Here is a 20,009-nt window from a genome sequence, read left to right on the forward strand (position 1 = left end):
CGTGGAGGAAGGAGAACAACCAATGAAGACGCATCATACCAAGGTCCTGATCATCGGGGCTGGACCGGCTGGTTATACCGCCGCCATCTACGCTGCCCGTGCTAACTTGAAGCCGCTTCTGGTGACCGGCATCCAGCCGGGTGGCCAGCTTACCATCACGACAGATGTCGAGAATTACCCTGGGTTCGCTGAACCAGTTCAAGGACCTTGGCTCATGGAGCAGATGCGGCAGCAGGCGGAGAATGTCGGCACCAGCCTGGTGTACGACACAATAACCTCTGTCGATCTCTCCAAACGCCCGTTCCATGCTCAAGGTGACTCCGGCGACACGTACATCGCCGACACACTCATCATTGCAACGGGTGCCCAGGCCCGCTGGCTTCGGCTCCCCTCGGAGGAGGCATTCAATGGTTACGGCGTCTCAGCCTGCGCAACGTGTGATGGTTTTTTCTATCGCGATAAGGAAGTTGTAGTTGTGGGAGGCGGCAACACAGCCGTAGAAGAAGCGCTCTACCTGTCGAAGATTGCCTCCAAGGTCACGGTCATCCATCGCCGTGACCGCTTCCGGGCGGAGCCAATCCTGCAGGACCGCCTCTTGGCCAAACCGAATGTTGAGGTAGTCTGGAACCACGTCATCGACGAGATCCTCGGCAAGCACGAGCCGACGAAGTCGGTGACTGGCGTTCGGGTCCGTGACTTGAACACCGGCGAGACGAAGGAGCTGTCCACACACGGCGTCTTCGTTGCCATCGGTCACGATCCAGCAACAGCTTTGTTCCGCGGTCAACTCGACATGGATGAAGACGGCTACATCAAGGTTGGATCGTGGTCGACAAAAACATCCGTTCCTGGTTGCTTTGCAGCCGGCGACGTTATCGACCCGGTGTTCCGCCAGGCCGTTAGTTCCGCCGGAATGGGAAGCATGGCAGCTTTGGAAGCCAATAGTTTCCTGACCGAGCACTCACCTGATGCTGTTATTTGAGAAACGTTAAGGCGGGGGGTAAAGCGGGCTTGTCTGTCCTCTATCCGTTACCGCGGCGAGGAACCCTTCTTCGCGGTAACAACCGACTTAAACTGGGACGTAGGATAGAATTACTTCATAGCCAAAAAGCTCAGCTCATGGCGTATTCGTCAAGATCGATCCATACATAAGTCCGGTCACGATCGGGACGGCCATCAGCATCCAGCGGATGGGCTCGTCGTTTCGTCGGAAACTTGATGCCATCGGCTTCCGCTATATCGTGGACATATTGGGCGGCTGGAAAGCTGCCGGAGATATCGACGTGGTAGTCATGGCGACGAAGTAAAAAATCTGGTCCAAAATAGAAATCCTGAACCGGGCAATGGCTTTCGATTGCTTCGGGGAACGTTGTCCGCAAGACGCGCCACATTTCTCCTTCTTCTTCCCAAGCCGCGACTTCCTCAGTCTGGAAGCCAGGAAGCGCCATCAAAAACGGAGTATTCAGGTATGTCCACATGGCGTACCCGTTGAAATAAGCTCGGTGGAGCGGATCCCACGGTGTGCTTAGCGTGTGGCTGGCGAAGGCAGCCCGCGGATCGTCCCGTTCGGCGATGGTCGCTCCATCTGTGGTCTCGATGACAACGCGCTCGGGTACGAAAGTCATGCGCCAGTCGGGATTGCCGTAGGGCACTATGTTCGCCCACTCGTGATGAATTGCCGCGGTTACACGACGAGGCGTTGCATCAGCCTCAATTCCTTTCATCCCCCATAGTTCGCCGCCTGAGACAATCGTCGTGCTAGCTTTCTCAAAAGAGTTCCAGCACTCAAGGCCGCCATGTGCGGCTAGAACTTTGTTCAACAGGTCGATCATTATCATCGCTCCATAAAGTGAACAGTTGAAATGCCTCTACCGTGCGATACCTCGGGAACTGACCCGAGCCGCGGAACGCCCAGTATGAGGTTGGAATAACGGATGTGGGGGCCACATTCGAACGCCTGCCGCAAAGTTCTACTCATATTCGAATTTTTATATCGCCAGTGTTTTCGTATACTCGTCGTTGAGTATATCATGAAATGCAGGTGAGCGCGGGCGTGCTTCCCACCACGATCACCACCGAAGAACATGCAATAGTCTGAGTGCTGCGAAACCGCGCATCACGTTGTACTAGCCTCTCTCCGCGGGCCTACTTAGGTTCGTGTAAAGTCTGCGGAATGAAGTTTGACGAAGTCATGCATGCTGGTTGGTGTCTTACCCGTAAGCTTGAAAAGGTCGTCGGTCATACGATCATAGCGCCCTTGCGTGTGGAGATCGGCCATCACAGCAAGGTGGCTGATCAAATGGGCGGGCACACCAAGCTCCCGAAGCTTTTCAACCCAGGCATCAAGTGGAACATTGCGGTAGCGTATGGTCCGGCCCAGCGCCTCGGAGAAGGCTTGCGCATAGTGGTCCAAATCCGCAGACTCAAATCCAGTCAGATTGTAGATCTTCCCGATATGCGGTGCCGGATTGTCAAGGATGGCCGAAACAGCCTCGGCAACGTCGACGGCCGAGATAGGCGAAGTCTTGCTGTTACCAAGCGGCACCATCAACTCGTCTTTTGCCTTCACGCCCGCTGCAGCTAAGCGGAGAAAGAACCCTTCCAGAAAAACAGTGGGGCGGACAGTCACGACTGGCAGCCCCGACCAAGTGAGGGCCTGTTCGGCAAGCCAGTGCAACTTATGCTGCGGACTATCGGTAGTTTCGGTGATGCTCATCTGTGTCACGGTCATCTGTGACATGTTAACGAAAGCCTCGATGCCATGATGGCGTGCCACAGCGGCAGTGTTGACGGTAGCCTCCAGATACGCTGGAGAAACAGACATACCGAAATAGATCCGTGAACAACCATCGATCGCTCGATGCATCGAACCGAGGTCTGTCAGGTCGCCCTGGACGACTTCAGCACCAAGCTGCCGCAGGACTTCAGCTCGCTCGTCCTCTCGCCTAACCAGGGCACGTACCTTATGTCCGTTGTGGAGAAGGTTTGCGGTGAGATTTCTGCCGACAGCGCCGATGTCTCCTGCCGCACCTGTGACCAGTATTGGCCTTTTTTGGGTGGTGTTCGTTGCCATATCTGTCTCTTTTCGTTGCCGTAAGGTATTATTGAGGATCACAATATTTTAGACTTAGTGTAATCGTCCACAGCGTCGCCCACAGGTGAGCGTCTGGTCTTTCGGTAGGCTTGGCTGAAGAGTGTGTGAGTACGACAAAATCCACACAATCATCCCGGCCCATATTATACTGGCTGTAACGAAGGCGTGGCGGGCAATCCTACTGCTGGCTGGATGATAGCAAGAACTCACCTAACGATCAGAATCGCCTTCAACGACTTTTGGACTCGGGTCCAGGCACCTCACTAATCCTACGCCGGAAGCGCTGCATAGCAAAGCTGCAACACTGCTCCCATGCCCAACGAAGGAGCCAAGGCAAACCCCTGACTCGGGATGTGGTAACAGCGTGAGACGTTCATTGTTGCGCAAGGTGGGAAGCATACCGGGATGGACGATGAGCAGCTCATCCGGGGGGGCGAAGCTCTCATAATGAACATGAGCGAATGGAATCCTATGGGCCACTGTGGTTCTATTGCCAGCGACACCGACTGAATGGAGACGCGGCCATGGACATTCGATCGACACTGAAGGAGCTGTGTGAGGCCTTCAACGCGCACGATCTTGATCGCATCATGACGTTCTTTTCTGATGATTGTGTATTGGAGATGCCGCGGGGAAACGATCCTTGGGGCTCTCGTTTCGAGGGCAAATGGAACGTACGCGAAGCGCTGGCAACACGCTTTGAGGGCCTGCCCGATGTTCATTACGGCAACGAGCAGCATTTTGTAGATTCGGATACCGAGACTGGCATCTCAAAATAGACCCTTACGGGCACCACTCTCGATGGGACGAGAAAGGAAGTCCGGGGATGTGACTTCTACACGTTTCGCGACGGCAAGGTAGTCCGCAAAGACTCATATTGAAAAATGGTGCAGTGAGTATGTCCACGCGAGCCGGCTGGACGATCCTTGTTCTTGCTCCTCCGATTAAATTTATTCAAGACTGACGGAGCTGAACTTCAGATATCTACTGGAGAGCACAGTGGTGAACGGCGGCTTTGGGCCATTAGCTGATGAGGCGACGATGCGGTCGGGCAGCAGGACGTCCGCTTACCGGTGCCTTCAGCCGAAAGCTGCCGGTCTGTTTCCGGCCCCATCTCGGTCATTCAATGGTGAGGGCTCGGTGATCGTTACGGCCATAATGACGAATAGATTGGCACATGCATTATCGGCTCACCTACTAATTCCATACAATTACTGCGGACTGATGGACGGCGGCTCATTGGAAATCTGATTTCGAACTCCGAACGCCTTGAAAGGACACGAACTGCAGCCCGCTTTAGCGGTTTCCTTTAATGCGGTTCCGGATGAGCCATTATGCGATTTTCGAAGCACATATTGGAACAGCGATATTTATTTAATCAAAACTGACGGCAGCTGCTGAGGACAAATAAAACATGCCCTTAAGCGCCAGGAAATTGGCGCGCGGAGGCCGCGGTACCCGCTTAAGTGACATAGCAATCCCATTGAGGATACCTCATATTTGGGCACGAAGCATTAAAAACTTGCGATTACTCATCACTAAAAACTTGTGCGTTCACGGCATCATTGACTTGTGATAGATCATCATTATATACTTGTAATCGCACAACACCAAAAACTTGCAAAGGCACGGTCATGGCCAAGCCCCATGAAAAACTCGCTGAATCCCTAGGCATCCTCAAAAAGCTGCAGGAAGGCGGGCGGCGCATATTCAAGTCGGACGAACTATCCCGCGTTCACCGCGAGCGCCTGCTGCAGAATGGCTTTCTGCGCGATGTGATCAGAGGCTGGGTCATGTCGACCGGCCCCCAGGCGCAACAACAGGACACCACCCCCTGGTACGCAAGCTTCTGGGAATTCTGTTCTCTGTACTGCAATGAGCGGTTCGGCAAGGACTGGTTCTTGTCACCAGAGCAGTCGCTTTTGCTGCATGCGGAAGCGCCCACCATTCCGCCGCAGGTGGTCGTTAACACACCCAAGGGCAAGAACAACAAAATCGACCTGTTGTTTGGCACTTCCATCTATGACCTCCAGGTCAAGGAAATGCCAGAACAGCTGACGGAAAAGAACAGTCAGCGCGTAATCACCGTTGAGGCCGCGCTTATTCGTGTGCCGGAAGGATTTTTCCAGCGCGCGCCGATCGAGATGCAGGTCGCAATGGCGTCGGTGCGCGACGTCTCAACTGTTCTGGCCTTACTGCTTGATGGCGGCCATTCCGCCGTGGCGGGACGGCTTGCCGGCGCTTTCCGCCGCGTAGGGCGCGACGCCTTCGCGGATGAAATCGTGGCGGCCTTTAAAGCGGCCGGGTATGACGTGCGCGAGTCCGATCCGTTCGCGGGACAAGCTGGTGTGACCGCTATCCCGGCGGGGGTACCGCCGCTGGTAGCCCGCCTGCGCGCGATCTGGGAATCGCAGCGCGAAGCCGTCGTTGAAATATTCCCAAAGGCGTCTGGCCTGCCGGCCGACAAGGACGCCTATATGAAGTTCGTCGAGGATATCTACGAGAGCGACGCCTATCATTCGCTGTCGATCGAAGGGTACAGCGTCACACCCGAGCTCATCGACCGTGTGAGAGAAGGAAGCTGGAACCCGGAGATCGATGAAGAGGACCGCAAGAACCGCGATGCGCTTGCCGCGCGCGGTTACTACCTCGCCTTTCAGAAGGTCAAAGAGTCGGTCGCCGCTATCATAAACGGCAAGCCGGCGGGAGCGTTGACGCGGGATACACACCGAGAATGGTACCGGGAACTGTTCGCGCCGTCCGTGACCGCTGGTATACTCAGGGCGAGTGCGCTTGCCGGATATCGCAACCAACCTGTGTACCTGCGCGGCTCGCCACATGTACCGCCGCGAACAGAGGCGGTGGCCGATGGGATGAACGAGCTATTCGATTTACTGGAGGCGGAGAAAGAAGCGTCGGTGCGCGCCGTGCTCGGGCACTGGCTCGTGGGTTATGTGCACCCCTATCCGGACGGCAATGGCCGGATGGCGCGGTTTCTCATGAATGCCATGCTGGCCTCCGGCGGTTATCCCTGGACAGTCGTCAGGGTGGAAGACCGCAGGGCCTATCTGGCAGGGCTGGAGGAGGCGAGCGGCAATATGAATGTGAAGCCGTTTGCCGCGTTCCTGGCAGAGCAGGTGAAGTGGTCGTTTGAACAAGCAAGTAGCGGCGTACGCTAACGGTGTTGGCTAGTCATGTGCCCATCCAACCCGGCCATGCCTGAACCAGAAATGCGAAGCGCAATCCTCGTTCCGCCAACGCTTTGACCGTGGCGCTGACGTCGATCGCGTCGCCAGCTCGGCCTGAGCGCTTCCGACACTTTGGAAAGTTATCGCACTGCAACAGCGAGTTCCTCAACTATAAAAACGATTGATCCGTGGCCTCGCTGGCGTGAGACGAGTTGGCCTGGGCGACTGCATCCGAGCTGGAAGGAGCGGCTTCGGTCTCGCCGTTACGCTGCTCATTCCAGCTGGCCCCGAGAAGCTTCTTGAGTCACTACCTCGGGGCTGGTAGACGCGCTGGAGGGAACGGATTGGCCGGGATCTTCGGGCGCAGCCGCGTATTCGGGGGGCTTAGATCGCGCTCTGGGCGGCAGGAATCTTAGAAACTTCGCTCATGACGGATCTCCACTGTTGCGTCGTTGTTGGATTGGGCAAGGCCACGGGTTCGCCGTTAAGCCCGACGTAAGGTCATCCACAAGGGCGCCGCCGAAAACGGACTAACTGTGCGGGCCGATGACCCTGTAAAACTCGCAACAGAACCCCTTTCAACTCTATACCCTCACTTGGTGGGCTTTGTTCTTCCCGTCCTCTTGACAATGGACGTCAGGTACAGACCCACTCGCGGATCTTGCAATCCTGCCCCTCGCCTCCGCACAGATTTGTCGCCCTTTCCTCTGCTTTCTGTCGGGTCTCGTCCGAGGCAGCCCCCCAGGGCGAGGTTCCTCCGGCTGCAGGCTTGCCCACAGATAAGGCGGCGCAGTGCTCGTAGGGGAAGCCGGTACCGTCATCGTCATTCCAGTGACGATGATTGCGGAAAACCGTAACGATCTTGCAGTTTTTTCCATCTGCGTTCTCGCAATATTTGAGGGCGATATTCTCCGCTTCATCTCGTTTATCCGCCCCCCAAAAGAAACCGTGTCTATTGTCCGTTGTGGAGTAGGCGATCGCACCCCAGATCCCTTTTTCTGCGAGGGTCGGCTCCGGGATCGACCCGGGGTCAGACATGTCGGCCGCCCGGCTGCTGGGAGCAAGGCCAATGACCATTGAGAGCAGTCCAATCGAAAGAATGCGGTTAACATACATACGAACGCTCCATTGTCTGGGTGTTGCTATGCGAGAACGATATGGCGTTTTCATCCTGCCAAACTCCCGACGGAAACAACGACACAGGAATTGCCTGAGGGGATCAGCAGGGCTTGACCGGAATTATTTGCAAGATTGTAAAACGGCATTCCGGAAAGGGTTTCAGCAAGCGTGCTTCCCTGTGGCAAGGTGGTGATTACCTCCTGGCAGGGCTTTTGAAACGGTGCTACTCGGACAAAAGTCCCCTCACACCCTGCCGCCGTCGGTGAGGCAACGACGACACCCCCTGCTTGTTCCTTATACTCTGGCGTGTCGTAGCTCATCCCAGCAACGGCCTGCACGGAATGTGCATCGGGAGTACTATTGTTCCACTGGGTGTTAACGGCATAGGTCGAGCCAAAGGTCAGCGCTTGTCCGAGCACCGGGAAAAGATTGGCACAGGTGCGAATGCCGGCCTGGCTGATATGTTTCCGGAATGGTGTATCACCTTTGGCGCTTTCGGGAACTTGAGACTGGGCCGTCGCTTCAGTAGATAAAAACGCACCAATGTGGGGACCGATTTGAAAAGCGAGTGCCGCCCCGGCCGCCAGAAAAGCACCGATGCTGCAGAATAATGTGATCCGCCGCATAAGCGGTGAACCTGAGCCAGCTTGAACTTCCGCATCTGTCTTGTTCTGCGAACGAGATAGGATCCGATCATTGATTGATTGCTTGGTCAATTTGATATTCTTTCACTATTTGATTGCGGACAGGGCAGCCGCAAGTCCTTTGAAGGGGGCATCGATGCTGACGTTCTCACCCGAGCTCATAAAGTATGACACCTTGGCCGTTGTCTCTTTTCCAATCTGCTGGCGCAGGATGGGACCGACAGGCTGATAGCCAATACAGATCGACGCGTCGCAAGCCTTCACCTCGACATCCACGTCGCGGTCTATTCCCGCAAGCTTCAGCGAAATCTTACTGCCGGCGCCAATCACCGCTGGTGCTCGCAAGATCATGAAGGGCTTACCGTCCACATTTGCTGCCAGCGACCAACTGAACACCTGTGCTCCCGTCTCATCGGTGAAGGTCTGGCTGATGTTGCATACCTTGCGTCTGGTCTTCAGGTTCTCGTCACAAATGAGAATCCAATTCTCAAAAGGGTGGATGATCCGGCGATACTTACCCATCGGCACCCCTTGTGGCACCAACACGTCTGATGATTTGACTTTGTAGCCTCCGGCGGCGGCCTGATTGCCCATAATGAGCAGGCAAACCAGGACCTTCAATATTGCCGACGACTTTTCCCGTAGCATTTTGCCAGGCGTCTCAGTTCAGTGTTACGCTGATGCCAGCGCCAACGCCGACATTGCCGCCTGTTGTGGCACCAGACAGATTAGCACGCACGCGTCCGTTCTCGCTGGTGTAGCCGGCACCAAAGGCCAAGGCCCCTTCATTGCGCCAGTAACCACCGCCCATCGATACGCTGAGTTTGCCGGGACGATCATCATAGCGCAGCGATGCCGCAGCCAAGCCGATCGCCGCAGCTCCTCTGGCTTCACTGCGGATCTCACCCATATCATTACTGAGCTGCCCGAGCTTGGAGTCGGTATAGGCGTTGGCGCTATTGAGTGTCGTAGCACCAACCTGGTCGGTATAGGATTTGGAATCTGTCAGCGTCGTGCTCATCCCATCTTGTAGCTGCTTGACATTGACTGCATCCGTATTGGCAACACCGGCAGCAACATTGCTGATCAGCACGGGCGCGTTTGGATCACCGCCCTGGAGCGTGATCGTGTTCGACTTCGTGCCATCGGCATTTTCGTCATACTGGACCGCAGAGTCTCCAAGATCACCAATTCCGGTCGTGAGCGCTTCAATCGACTGGTTCGTAGCATAGAGTTGGCTGCCATTGATGGCGTCGGTCGACGTCCCACTGATCTGGCCCGCAGCCACATTGGTGATTGTACGCTCCGCACCGGCACTGCCGACACTCACTGTTGACGAGGGACTGGTACCGGCAAAGTTGTAGGTCGTCCCATTGATGGTGGTGCTGGTCGTTGCGACCACATTCGAGGTGGTCGACCCGGCACCCAGTGCCACATCCCCGGCCTGCGCAGTGGCCTGCGCTCCCGCTCCAAGCGCAACGTTGGTTGCAAAGGTGGTGGACGCCCCGGCGCCGAGCGCCATGGATTGAATGCCGTTCGCCTGAGCGTTGGTACCGAGAGCCACCGAGTCGGCGAAATTGACAGTTGCGTTCTGGCCGATGGCAATACCGCCCGGAGCGGTTTGTTGGACGAGCGCACCGTTGCCGATGCCGATGCCATTATCACCATTGACGACGGTCGACGGGCCCACTGCCACGGAATCGGTTCCAACCGCGAGCGAATCCGCCAGGATGGAGTTGGCGTGGAAGTACCTGGTCGTCGTGGTCGCGAACGAGCTGAGCGCACCACTAAGTTGGCGGAGCGTGACCGCGTCGCTATCCTCGGTACCATCAGCCACATTGGTGATCTGGCGATAGCCGGTAGAGTTCCCGACCGAGACAGCACCAAGTAAGGTAAGATCGGTGGTGTTATAAGGAATAAAGGTTCCAATCGTCCCCGTCGCCGGGGCGAGGGCGCGGTCCGATACCGAGCCTGCGCCGAGTGCTACGCCGCCGAGCACGGTTGCCTGAGTGTTATAGCCCAAAGCAAGCGACTCTCCTGCGGTCGACGATGCGGCAACGCCTGCCGCCAATGAGTTGATTCCAGTCGCGCCATCATTGGCATAGTTTGCCTGCTGGCTGCCCCCGTCGTTGTAGCTGTAATAGTGCGTAAGCTGACCCGACACAGCGTCGATCGACTGGATTGTCGCAAAGAGCTGTGATCCGTTGATCGCGTCGGTCGACCCTCCGTTGATCTGGCCCGCGGCCACGTTGGTAATGGTACGTTCAGCGCCGACCGCACCAACACTGACGGTCGAAGTCGGGGTTGTACCGGCGAAAGTATAGTTGACGCCATTGATCGTGGTTCCGGGGGTGGCGACCGCAACTGCGGTCTGGCTACCAGAACCAAGTGCCACATCATTCGCATTGGTCGCGGTGGCGCCGTTGCCGACCGAGACCGAGCCGGCGCCCGTTGCTGTGGAGACCGGTCCAATTGCCACGGCATCTGTTCCCGTCGCCGTGGAATCCGCGAGCGTTGAGTTGGCGTGGAAATATTTGATGCCAGCACCATTATTAATGTTGTTAACCGTCGTACCAAGACTGTCGACTGCCGTGTTGGTGGCGAAGAGCTGCGAGCCGTTGACCGCATCGGTTGACGTCGCACTGATCCGGCCCGCCGCCAGATTGGTGATGGTGCGTTCAGCGCCAGCCGCACCGATGCTGACCGTGGAGGTCGGAGTGGTTCCTTCAAAGGCATAGGTCGTGCCATTGATTATTGCGCTGGGCGTGCCGATCGCAACCGAGGTGACCGAGCCTGAACCCAGAGCGACGTCGTCGGCATTGTTCGCCACTGCCGTATCACCGAAGGCGAGCGCGCCCGCGGCGCCGGCGCGGCTGAAGTTGCCGAGCGCCACGGAGCCCTGGCCGATCGCGACGTTGTTGTTGCCGATGGCGACCGCGCCGTTGGCCGCATTGGCCGCCGTGGCGCTCGCCGTGCCGTCGGCATTGGCGATGTTGTTCGCGCCGCCGGTGAAGGCGCCGGTGCCGCTGGCATAGCTCGGATCGCCGATGGCGACCGCACCGTCGCCATAGGCCACGTTGCCGGCGCCGATCGCGACAGCCTTGCCCCCGCTTGCGTTTGCGTTGGTGCCGATGGCGACGGCGTCGGCGGAGCTCGCAGTGGACTGGAGACCGACCGCGATGGCGTTGGCTGCGGACGCCGACACGTCCGTGCCGATGCCGATGGCGCTCTGTGCGCTGGCGCCTGCTCCAAAGGTGCGCGAGCCGAGATAGATGGAATTTAACGCGGACGCGCTCGCCGAAACGCCGACAGCGACGGCATTGGTGCCGCTGGTTACGGCGCCGATGCCGAGCGCGGTGCTGGCGATTCCGCTCGCATTGGCGCTGACGCCGGCAGCGAGTGAATTGGCTCCCGTCGCATTCGCGCCGGATCCGAATGCGGAGGCGTTCTGGCCGCTGGCAATGGCCGTGTTGCCAACTGCTGTGCCGGCATCGGCACTCGCATTCGAGGCGCTGCCGATCGCAACGCCGAAACCGCCGGAGGCAACCGCATTGGTGCCGATCGCGATGCTGTTGGGTATGGCCGTGTTGGCCTGAACGCCTGCAACCGCGCCGAGGCCGAGTGCGATCGACTGGTTGCCCCAGGCGCGGGAGTTCCTACCCATCGCCGTGGCGCTCGTGCCGGTCGACCGGCTCTGGCGGCCGATCGCAACGGCGTCGACCTGAGACGCCAGCACGTCCGTGCCGATCGCGATGGCGCTCTCTTGAAGGGCGCCCATTCCCGCAGCAGTCCGGTTGCCAAGATTGACAGAGTTGATCGCGGTCGCGGTCGCCTGAAAGCCGATGGCGATGGCATTCTGGTTGCTTGCGACAGCGCTATTACCTTGGGCAAGCGAATCCAGCCCGGACGCTGTTGCCCCAAATCCGAGCGCGGTGGCGCGCAGCCCGGTCGCCCGGGTAACATAGCCGATCGCCGTCGAGTTCACTCCGTCGGCACGCGCGTTCAGGCCAAAGGCGGCCGCGCCCGCGCCTGCAACCGAGTTGACGCCAATGGAGCTTGCTCCGTCCGCAACGGCCTGGGCGTTCCCGCCGATGGCCAGTGCGTTGACGCCGTTTGCGCCCGCGAAGACACCTATGCCTATGGCGTTGAGGCCATTGACACCCATCGAATAGCCGATGGCGATCGAAGCGTTGCCCGTTGCACTGTTAGAGGTGCCCAACGCCACGCTGTTCGCGCCATTCGCTTGGGCACCGTTACCGATGGCGACGGCGTTGCCGGCTGTCGCCGTGCCGCCGCCGGCCTGATATTGCGCCTGGGCCGGCGTGGAGAGGCCGAGCGCGGCGAGGCCGAGGCCCAGCATCCCAAGCCCCAGACCTTTGCGGCGCATGCCGAGCACACGATGCGCCCTGCGCAGCGCCGCCATCACTCGGCGTCGCAAGGAGCGGTTGTCTTCAACGGCCCCTGGCACCCAATTTGCCGTGAAGCGGGCGATCTGACGGAAAGCTGTCACACTTAGCAAATGCGTCATTTGGCAGTTCCTCTCAAATTGGTCGCGGCCGGTTCTTCCTGGAATCCGCCATTCATTTCGGGTGCTGATTGATATGAGTGTTCGTTCTGAATTAAAGCGGCGCCATCACCACCGGCGTATCGGATGAACAGTGCGCGCCCATCCTTGCGGCCGATCACCTCGATGGGATCGAGAGCGCTCGTATACCAGTCGTCCCCGTCAGCAGGCGTCGCGAGAAGCGCCTGTGTGATCCGTTCGGGCGGCATCACACGAACAAGACAGTTTCGGATTGCTTCGAGATGCTGGTCGGGCGGCCGGTCTTCGTAGAAAGGAGTTGTGAGGCCCAACACATAGGTTGCAAGCAGAAGGTCACACCGAGGATCGGGCAACTCCATCTGCTGTCGCTTTTCCAGCGACGCGGCGACAAATGCTACCCTGCTGTCAAAATCATCGACAAGAGACTGGGACAAAGCGGGCGTGACTTTACTATTCCAGACCCTTTGCCGCCTGTTTGCCATCCCCAAGTATCGAGCTATCTGAGCTTGGGCCCCCGGCAAAAAACGTTTACGGGAAGCCACGATCTGAGTTTCCACCAATGACAAAATATGTCGCTCCCACTTGCCACGTATGCGGTGAGATTAGTCATTTCAGGAAATTCTGGAAAGTAAACTAGCAAAAAATAGGGAGCTAGTTTGGAATTATACTATGAATTCAACTTGAAAAAATATCACATTGAAAAAACTCAAGTTATATCAACTGTTTAGTTATAATCATTTCAATTTTTTAAGTAAATATCTATAATTCTGGTGTAATACACTGTTTAACTGAAGCTATAAAAATATTGTGAAATTGTGTCGACAATTGAGATGCCGGATAAGACGCGGAATGTCCGGTGATCGCGTGGCTCTGATCCTTGGAACAACCTTAGTCCCTCTTTGAGCAGCATCTTTCGGCATCACGAAGCGATTTTTGCCTGTCGGTCAGTTTCGACTTCCTCACCCGCTAATTGCGGCAAATCGCGTGATTGGGGCAGGATGCTATCCTTGAATCTGGAGCAGAATTGAACCTACCTCATGCTGACGGGCTCAGGTCATTGCGGCAATGCGAGCTGGACCCTCAAAGGTGATCCCGGTTCGATCACGGCGTGCAACTGCACGCTCTGCCGACGCTACGGCGCTCTGTAGGCCTATGGTTACGAAGGAGAGCGTATTGCGGGCCGGGCAGACTGCCTCCTACACCCGCGCCGGCAGAGACAAGTCGTCTCTCGAAATATTGTTCTGCCCATCGTGCGCGTGTGTACTGAGCTGGCGCGGTTTACAGCTTCAAAAGAATGGTCGCCGCCGCATGGCTGTAAACTTGCGGCTTGCGTCGCCAGACCTCGTTCAGGAGCTGCCTGTTGATCATTTCGACGGCCTGGACACGTTTGAAGACCTTCCTCCCAAAGGGTGCTGTGTGCGCGATCTTTGGTTTGGCAGCATGCCAAGTGTCTCTTCGGTCCAAGAAGCGGAGGTTATGATCGCCTTGAAACGTATCGAACTGCTGACACCGTATTAATTGTCGAACACTCTTAAGAGTCGGGCGTCTATTCAAAGTCGAAGGATAAATGCCAATAAGAGGTATTTTTTGTTAAATCCGATTGGTGCTAAAATATATGCAATCGCTGATCAGCTGCAAGAACGTCTCGCTTGTTGTGTTTGTCTGCTTCGCGCGCCACAAGCGGTCATCTACAAACCACGCAGGTGGTGATTGTCCATCATCGTAGTGACTTTAATCCGACATTCGGCACTTCACCCAAGCGGCGATCAGCGCGGCAAATGTTTCCTGCGATCCAGGAGCGCGGTCCATCCGTCGCCCGGATGCCAGGCCTGGCCCATGTGTTCTATGAGCTACGAGCGCAACTCTCTGGCGAGCACGTCGGCGAACATCCTAGCGATCGAGCTGTCAGCGTCCAATTTCGGATTGAAGATCGTAACGTCAAGGCCGACGGCTCTGCCTGAAGCGACGACTACCCGAAGTATCGTCGCCAACTCGTCCCACGACAGCCCATCCGGCATGCGGTAATCGACCGCCGGCATTATGGTGTCATCCAGCACGTCAGCGTCGAGATGCATCCAAAAGCCAGAAAGTTCGGACCGAGACAAATGGGCGATCGCCCGATCGGCGGCGGCGTCAACACCGTGGGCGCGAACTTCCGCCAGATCGATTACCTTGATGGCCGTATCCTCGATACGCTGGCTGCCGTGTTCATTAGCTTCCTCGCTATCACGCCGCCCAAACGCAATGACGTCCTGGTCACGTACCAACGGACATTGTCCTTCCAGGTCTGCCACGACAGGAGGTCCCCGGCCCGTAGCGAGCGCGAGTTCCATCGACGCCACCTCGCCATTCGGTTCGGCCTCAGGCTGGTAGAAGTCGGCGTGGCCGTCAAGGAACAGCAACCCGTAGCGGTCACGGCGCTTGAGCGCGAGCAAGCAGCCAAGCATGATTGAACAGTCACCACCGAGCACAATCGGAAATTCGCCTGCTTGAAGTACGGGCGTGACTGCATTTGCGAGCTTAATCGAATAATCCTTGATGCCCTGCGGATTGAGCAACAGCGTCTCGGGGTCGCGGCGATCATCGTAAGGCGGCGGTTCAACGCGCCCGGCACGTCGAGCATTCAATCGCCCGGCGAGGCCAGCCCCGAGCAAGGCATCGGGTAGCGTCTCGACGCCTTTCGGGAAAAGGCCGAGCACGGATGGAGCTTCGATGATCGTGAAACGAGAATTGGCCATAACTATAACTCCTGTTTTGTCAGCGCTGACGCAACACTTTCTTGCATTCCGCCCCAAAATGGCACTCAATCGCGCTGCCTGGTTTAGTCGCCGACAAGTCGGCATTCGACCTGCTGTTGTATTGCGTTCTGGGCAGGTCGGGGCTTGCCCACGCCCATTCCAAACTACGATCACCACTTTCGGTTTTGCTCTATGCAATCGCATGCTTTCGCAACTTTGATGATCGGAGCGATAAATTGGTGTTTGTGCTCAAAATGGCGATAGGCGATCGACACGTTCCCGCCGGGCCGAGAACAATGAAGGTGGGCGCTGCGTTTACGCTATAGGAATATGAGGTAGCCAAGGCGTTAACTATTTGAGGTTGAACGGCCAGTTGGCCTGATAAAAAGGAAACCGGGTGCGCACAGCAATCGAGACACTCGGCACCAGAGGCGACGTACAGCCCTATATCGCGCTTGCAGAATTCGCATCTGCCGCTGCGAAAACGAGAACGGGTGATGCAAACATTTCGATCATCGGGAAGCCTTCAACGCTTCCTCTCAGCTTTCTCGGCGGTCCGCAATCTCTTCGTCCCGCCTCGGACAAAACGCACCGCCCTTGCACTCCACCTGCATCGCATGAGCGCGCTTGCACACTGGAAGTCCGTCACCGCTATTACCGCCTGAAGTCCGGGATCCATCAAGCGTAGTCCTCACAGACTTAACCTGACATCACCCCTGTCACCTGGCGGCCTCCAATTTTAAGCCACATTATTCTCTGGATGCAACCGTAGGCGCTGGATCAGAGCCTCACCACCGCCTTGATCAGTCCGGTCCTGTCCTGGGCGAGTTCGGGCAGGCGCTGCGGCAGGTCGGCCAGCGGCAGGATCACCGAGCAGAGGGCATCCGTGGAGATCTTGCCCTCACGGATGGCCGCCATGACGGTTTCGAAATCTGACTGGACGGCATTGCGGCTGCCGATGATGCGAGTTTCCCGCTTGTGGAATTCCGCGTCGTCAAAACGAATATGATCCTTCACGACGCTGACGAGCACATAGCTGCTTCCATGCGCGAGCAATGGAAAGCCTGCCTCTATCGCTACCGCAGCCCCCGTTGCATCGAAGACAGTGTCGAAGCCATCGGCGCGGTCGCCTTCAAGGATCCGCGACGTATCGTCATACGTATTCTGAAAATCGAAACTCTCGCGCGCCAAAGCCAGGCGCTGCGAGCTCAAATCCAAAAGATGAACCTCCGCGCCTGCGAGCCGCGCGAAAAGCGCGGTCCCGATGCCGATCGGTCCGGCACCCGTGACCAGCACCCGGTCGCCGGCGGCGAGTCCCGAACGGGCCACCGCATGGGCCCCGATCGCCAGGAATTCGACCATGGCCGCCTGGATTTCGTCGAGTCCTTCGGCAGCTATAAGGTTGCCTGCCGGAACTGCGACGCGCTGGCAGAGGCCGCCGTCGCAATGAACGCCCAGCACCGCGATGTTCGAGCAGCAATTCGGTTTGCCGCGCAGGCAGGCGCGGCATTTGTTACAGGCGATATAGGGATTGATCACGACAAGGGTGCCCGCCTCGATGCCGCCTACAGGCGTGACCAGCCGGCCACTGAGTTCATGGCCGATCACGCGTGGATAGTTGAGATAGGGATGTTTGCCGGCATAGATGTGATAATCCGTTCCGCAAATGCCGACTGCCGTGATATCGACAAAAGCCGAGCCTTCTGGCAAGTCCACGGGAAGAGGCCGTTCGATGAGTTCGAACCGTCCGGGTTCGACGCAGGTGCCGCATAACATTCCGTTGTCCTTCCTCAATTCGAACTCAGGCCGGTTTGTGGTGTCCTGGCCGCATTGCGCGACCGCCAGCCGTCGGGCATCTCGCCCTTGATGATCAGGCTCAGCACATCATCCTTGGTTACTTCCTCGATGCAGTAGCCGCCGACATTGCGTCCCCGATTCATCACAACAATACGGTCGCAGAGGTCGAAAACGTCGTGCATGTCGTGGCTGATAAGAAAGATGCCGATACCTTCGCTCCGCAACTGCCTGATGAGATCGGCGACCATTGCTGTCTCGGCTGGTCCGAGCGCAGCCGTCGGCTCGTCCATGATGAGGATCTTCACCTTGAAATAGATGGCGCGGGCAATGGCAATGACCTGCCGCTGACCGCCGGACAATCGCGAAATCGGGTCGCTCAGATTCTTGAAGTTGGGGTTGAGCCGATGCAGCACTCGGCGCGCTTCCTCCATCATGTTCTTGTCGTCAAGATTGCCCCACCGCGTCTTCAGCTCGCGGCCGAGAAACAGATTGGACGGAGCATCGAGATGGTCGGCAAGGGCAAGCGTCTGGTAGATGGTCTCGACCCCCTGACGTCGCGCGTCCTGGGGTGATAGGAACCGGACATCCTCGTCCCCCATCCTGATCGTGCCGGCGTTCGGCGCCATGGCGCCGGAGAGAATCCGCATCAGACAGGATTTTCCCGCGCCATTATGGCCCAGGACTCCAACGACCTCTCCAGGAAAGAGATCAATCGACACGTCTTCGACTGCGTGCACGCCGCCAAAGCTCTTCTGGATATTGATCATCTCGACCAGCGGCCGCGATCGTGTGACATGAGCATTCATGAGGTTTTCCTGAGGAAAGAGAAGGCAGAGGCCTGAGCCCCTACCTTCTCGCGGCCGGCCGTTCAGTACAGAACGTTCTTGGCCTCGGGAGCGGCGATATTGTCCTTGGTGACGGCGACAACGCCCGTATCGATCTTCGGCTCAGCCTTTTTGCCGCCGACGATGTCGAGAATGGCCTTCACGCCGAGTTCGCCCATCTGATACGAACCCTGGACCATGGTCGCGACGAGCGTGCCATCCTTGACGAAGGCCTGCAGGTCTTCGTTGCCGTCAAAGCCGATGGCGACGACCTCGCCCACCTTGCCGGCCTGGACGATCGCACGGCCCATGCCGACCGCGGTCGGCTCGTTGGCACCGAAGATGCCTTTGAGATCCGGATTGGCGGCGAGCACGTCGGTCGTCTGGTTGAGTGCCGTCGCCATCTGGGACTGCGAATAGTATGGCCCGACGATTTCCAGCTTGGAATTCGCCTTTAGATATTCGACGAAGCAGCCGACGCGACCGACTTCCGAGCCGACGCCCGCCACATAGGACATTACGGCCACCTTGCCTTCTTTCCCGACCTTATCGATCATCATCGTCGCGGCAAGCTTGCCGGCCGCGCAGTTATCTGTCGAAAGGAAGGTCTGGAAGGTGCCCTTGCTGGCATCCGAGAGCGCGGAGTCGATGATTGCGACCGGGATACCGGCTTCGTTGGCCTTTTTGACGGCCGGAGCAAGCGCATCCGGATCCGACGGTGCGAGCACGATGCCAATCACGCCGCGGTTGATAGCGTTTTCGACCATGCTGAGTTCGTCGGCAATCGCGGACTCCGCCGCCGGGCCGTTGAAGGTCATCGTGTGTTCACTCTGGCCGGCGATCGCGGCAGAAGCGCCCTTGTTGACATTCTGCCAGAAGTTCGAGTTAGTCGTCTTGACGATGACCGCGATTTCTCCAGCCATGACGGTGGCGGGCGCGGCGATGATTGTGCTTGCCAGAAGCAGTGCTTTCAAGGTCTTCTTCATATTCTCCTCCTCTGATGAAGACAGTTTTGCCGGTTAACGGCGGCTTCTCAACTGATCGACATAGACCGCCATGATGACGACGAAGCCGATGATGATCTGCTGGATGAAGGCTGAGACTCCGGCCATGTTCAGGCCGTTGCGCAGGACGCCGATGATGAAGGCGCCAATCATGGTTCCGGACACGGTGCCGACCCCGCCCATCAGCGACGCCCCGCCGATGACGGCCGCAGCGATCGCGTCGAGCTCGTACATGACGCCCTCATTGGGCTGGGCAGTAACCAGTCGTGACATCAAAACGATCCCGGCCAGTCCGGCGAGCGCGCCGGACATGACATAGGCGGCAAGTTTGGTTCGATCGACCGCGACACCGGAAAGCCGCGCGGCTTCCTCATTCGAACCAGTGGCATAGATGTGGCGGCCGATGGAGCGCCGGCGCAGCATGAAGCCTACGGCAACGGCGATGACGACAAGCAGGATCGCCGGATAGGGAATTCCCGGAAAAATGACTTTGGGCAACCCATTCGAACCCATGCCGATCACCCGGAAAAGCGAACCGTTGCCCAGCTTGCCGAACGCCTCGCCTAACTGCGAAATCGGAGCGGCGCCGGTGATCTGCAAGGCAGTGCCGCGCGCGATCAGCATCATGCCGAGCGTGGCGACAAATGGCGTGATGCGCATCTTTGTGACCACGATCCCATTGACGGCCCCACACAGAGCCCCGACCACGATTCCCATAGCCATGCCGAGCGGTACGGGCATGCCGGCCTTGACCGCGAGCCCAGCTACGGTTCCGGAAAGCGCCAGTACCGAACCCACGCTGAGATCGATACCTCCGGTGACGATCACCAGCGTCATTCCGATCCCGAGCAGGCCGATTACCGACGTCTGCAAGAGCACCGTCAGGCCGTTGCCGACGCTCAGGAAGGCTGCATTGCCGAAGGCGAACAGTCCGACCAGCATGAAAAGCGTGAATAGCGCTGAAAGCTTATGCAGGGCATCGGATGAAATTTTGACCCCAGCCAACGGCACAACAAGCCGATCCACTTCAATTGACATAACGCTCCTCCCTGAGCGGT

At 57.7% G+C, this 20,009-nt stretch carries 14 protein-coding genes and 3 pseudogenes; 5 read left to right on the plus strand and 12 right to left on the minus strand.

Annotation, left to right across the window (positions count from 1 at the left end; all coding sequences use genetic code 11):
• Positions 1–22 precede the first annotated feature (22 nt).
• Positions 23–982 carry a thioredoxin-disulfide reductase gene (gene trxB, locus BLM14_RS20700; protein WP_100001786.1) on the plus strand — a complete coding sequence of 320 codons (960 nt, stop codon included), beginning with the start codon at positions 23–25 and terminating at the stop codon, positions 980–982.
• A 130-nt stretch (positions 983–1,112) separates the two neighbouring features.
• Here the strand turns inward: trxB and BLM14_RS20705 are convergent, their stop codons facing one another.
• Entirely contained in the window at positions 1,113–1,832 is a 720-nt protein-coding gene (locus BLM14_RS20705; RefSeq protein ID WP_100001787.1) for a hypothetical protein, read from the minus strand.
• A gap of 317 nt (positions 1,833–2,149) precedes the next feature.
• Positions 2,150–3,073, minus strand: coding sequence for an NmrA family NAD(P)-binding protein (locus BLM14_RS20710; RefSeq protein WP_100001788.1), 924 nt, complete (start codon positions 3,071–3,073; stop codon positions 2,150–2,152).
• Between the two features lie 545 nt (positions 3,074–3,618).
• On the opposite strand from BLM14_RS20710, the pseudogene BLM14_RS20715 reads away from it, so the two are divergent.
• Together BLM14_RS20715 and BLM14_RS20720 are read left to right on the plus strand one after the other, a co-directional pair.
• A pseudogene (locus BLM14_RS20715) lies at positions 3,619–3,975 on the plus strand (nuclear transport factor 2 family protein).
• Between the two features lie 753 nt (positions 3,976–4,728).
• Complete coding sequence (locus BLM14_RS20720; protein WP_100001789.1) at positions 4,729–6,273, plus strand: Fic family protein; 1,545 nt, start codon at positions 4,729–4,731, stop codon at positions 6,271–6,273.
• A gap of 645 nt (positions 6,274–6,918) precedes the next feature.
• Here the strand turns inward: BLM14_RS20720 and BLM14_RS20725 are convergent.
• From BLM14_RS20725 to BLM14_RS31170, 5 genes are read right to left on the minus strand one after another with little or no spacing between them, the layout of a single operon-like run.
• Entirely contained in the window at positions 6,919–7,398 is a 480-nt protein-coding gene (locus BLM14_RS20725) for a DUF4189 domain-containing protein (RefSeq protein WP_418314260.1), read from the minus strand.
• Between the two features lie 50 nt (positions 7,399–7,448).
• Positions 7,449–8,117, minus strand: a complete 669-nt coding sequence (locus tag BLM14_RS20730; protein WP_133123978.1) for a hypothetical protein — start codon at positions 8,115–8,117, stop codon at positions 7,449–7,451.
• 15 nt (positions 8,118–8,132) lie between these two features.
• On the minus strand, positions 8,133–8,666 hold the full coding sequence (locus BLM14_RS20735) for an invasion associated locus B family protein (protein WP_157929566.1): 534 nt from the start codon (positions 8,664–8,666) through the stop codon (positions 8,133–8,135).
• 40 nt (positions 8,667–8,706) lie between these two features.
• On the minus strand, positions 8,707–12,573 hold the full coding sequence (locus tag BLM14_RS20740) for a YadA-like family protein (protein WP_100001792.1): 3,867 nt from the start codon (positions 12,571–12,573) through the stop codon (positions 8,707–8,709).
• A complete protein-coding gene (locus BLM14_RS31170) occupies positions 12,570–13,154 on the minus strand; it encodes a hypothetical protein (protein ID WP_157929567.1) in 585 nt (194 codons plus the stop codon). The genes BLM14_RS20740 and BLM14_RS31170 overlap by 4 nt, the downstream gene beginning before the upstream one ends.
• 471 nt (positions 13,155–13,625) lie before the next feature.
• On the opposite strand from BLM14_RS31170, the pseudogene BLM14_RS20750 reads away from it, so the two are divergent.
• Positions 13,626–14,022: pseudogene (locus BLM14_RS20750) on the plus strand (GFA family protein); the annotation flags it as partial.
• A 416-nt stretch (positions 14,023–14,438) separates the two neighbouring features.
• On the opposite strand, the gene BLM14_RS20755 reads toward BLM14_RS20750, so the two are convergent.
• On the minus strand, positions 14,439–15,326 hold the full coding sequence (locus BLM14_RS20755) for an arginase family protein (RefSeq protein ID WP_100001794.1): 888 nt from the start codon (positions 15,324–15,326) through the stop codon (positions 14,439–14,441).
• A 449-nt stretch (positions 15,327–15,775) separates the two neighbouring features.
• Between BLM14_RS20755 and BLM14_RS31970 the strand changes: the two are divergent.
• A pseudogene (locus BLM14_RS31970) lies at positions 15,776–15,991 on the plus strand (IS6 family transposase); the annotation flags it as partial.
• A 115-nt stretch (positions 15,992–16,106) separates the two neighbouring features.
• On the opposite strand, the gene BLM14_RS20765 reads toward BLM14_RS31970, so the two are convergent.
• The 4 genes from BLM14_RS20765 to BLM14_RS20780 form a co-directional block, all read right to left on the minus strand.
• Positions 16,107–17,102, minus strand: a complete 996-nt coding sequence (locus BLM14_RS20765) for a zinc-binding alcohol dehydrogenase family protein (RefSeq protein WP_100001795.1) — start codon at positions 17,100–17,102, stop codon at positions 16,107–16,109.
• 14 nt (positions 17,103–17,116) lie between these two features.
• Complete coding sequence (locus tag BLM14_RS20770) at positions 17,117–17,929, minus strand: ATP-binding cassette domain-containing protein (protein ID WP_207795659.1); 813 nt, start codon at positions 17,927–17,929, stop codon at positions 17,117–17,119.
• 62 nt (positions 17,930–17,991) lie between these two features.
• Complete coding sequence (locus BLM14_RS20775; RefSeq protein WP_100001796.1) at positions 17,992–18,933, minus strand: ABC transporter substrate-binding protein; 942 nt, start codon at positions 18,931–18,933, stop codon at positions 17,992–17,994.
• A 33-nt stretch (positions 18,934–18,966) separates the two neighbouring features.
• Positions 18,967–19,989: an ABC transporter permease gene (locus tag BLM14_RS20780; protein ID WP_100001797.1), complete on the minus strand. Its 1,023-nt coding sequence runs from the start codon at positions 19,987–19,989 to the stop codon at positions 18,967–18,969.
• Positions 19,990–20,009 lie beyond the last annotated feature (20 nt).

Origin of the sequence: Phyllobacterium zundukense (assembly GCF_002764115.1) — a bacterium.
Classification (GTDB): domain Bacteria; phylum Pseudomonadota; class Alphaproteobacteria; order Rhizobiales; family Rhizobiaceae; genus Phyllobacterium; species Phyllobacterium zundukense.

Bases quoted from the DNA above. Each gene is read 5' to 3' on its own strand.
- trxB (WP_100001786.1), top strand. From the start codon at position 23: ATGAAGACGCATCATACCAAGGTCCTGATCATCGGGGCTGGACCGGCT.
- BLM14_RS20705 (WP_100001787.1), bottom strand. From the start codon at position 1,832: ATGATCGACCTGTTGAACAAAGTTCTAGCCGCACATGGCGGCCTTGAG.
- BLM14_RS20710 (WP_100001788.1), bottom strand. From the start codon at position 3,073: ATGGCAACGAACACCACCCAAAAAAGGCCAATACTGGTCACAGGTGCG.
- BLM14_RS20720 (WP_100001789.1), top strand. From the start codon at position 4,729: ATGGCCAAGCCCCATGAAAAACTCGCTGAATCCCTAGGCATCCTCAAA.
- BLM14_RS20725 (WP_418314260.1), bottom strand. From the start codon at position 7,398: ATGTATGTTAACCGCATTCTTTCGATTGGACTGCTCTCAATGGTCATT.
- BLM14_RS20740 (WP_100001792.1), bottom strand. From the start codon at position 12,573: ATGACGCATTTGCTAAGTGTGACAGCTTTCCGTCAGATCGCCCGCTTC.
- BLM14_RS20755 (WP_100001794.1), bottom strand. From the start codon at position 15,326: ATGGCCAATTCTCGTTTCACGATCATCGAAGCTCCATCCGTGCTCGGC.
- BLM14_RS20765 (WP_100001795.1), bottom strand. From the start codon at position 17,102: ATGTTATGCGGCACCTGCGTCGAACCCGGACGGTTCGAACTCATCGAA.
- BLM14_RS20770 (WP_207795659.1), bottom strand. From the start codon at position 17,929: ATGAATGCTCATGTCACACGATCGCGGCCGCTGGTCGAGATGATCAAT.
- BLM14_RS20775 (WP_100001796.1), bottom strand. From the start codon at position 18,933: ATGAAGAAGACCTTGAAAGCACTGCTTCTGGCAAGCACAATCATCGCC.
- BLM14_RS20780 (WP_100001797.1), bottom strand. From the start codon at position 19,989: ATGTCAATTGAAGTGGATCGGCTTGTTGTGCCGTTGGCTGGGGTCAAA.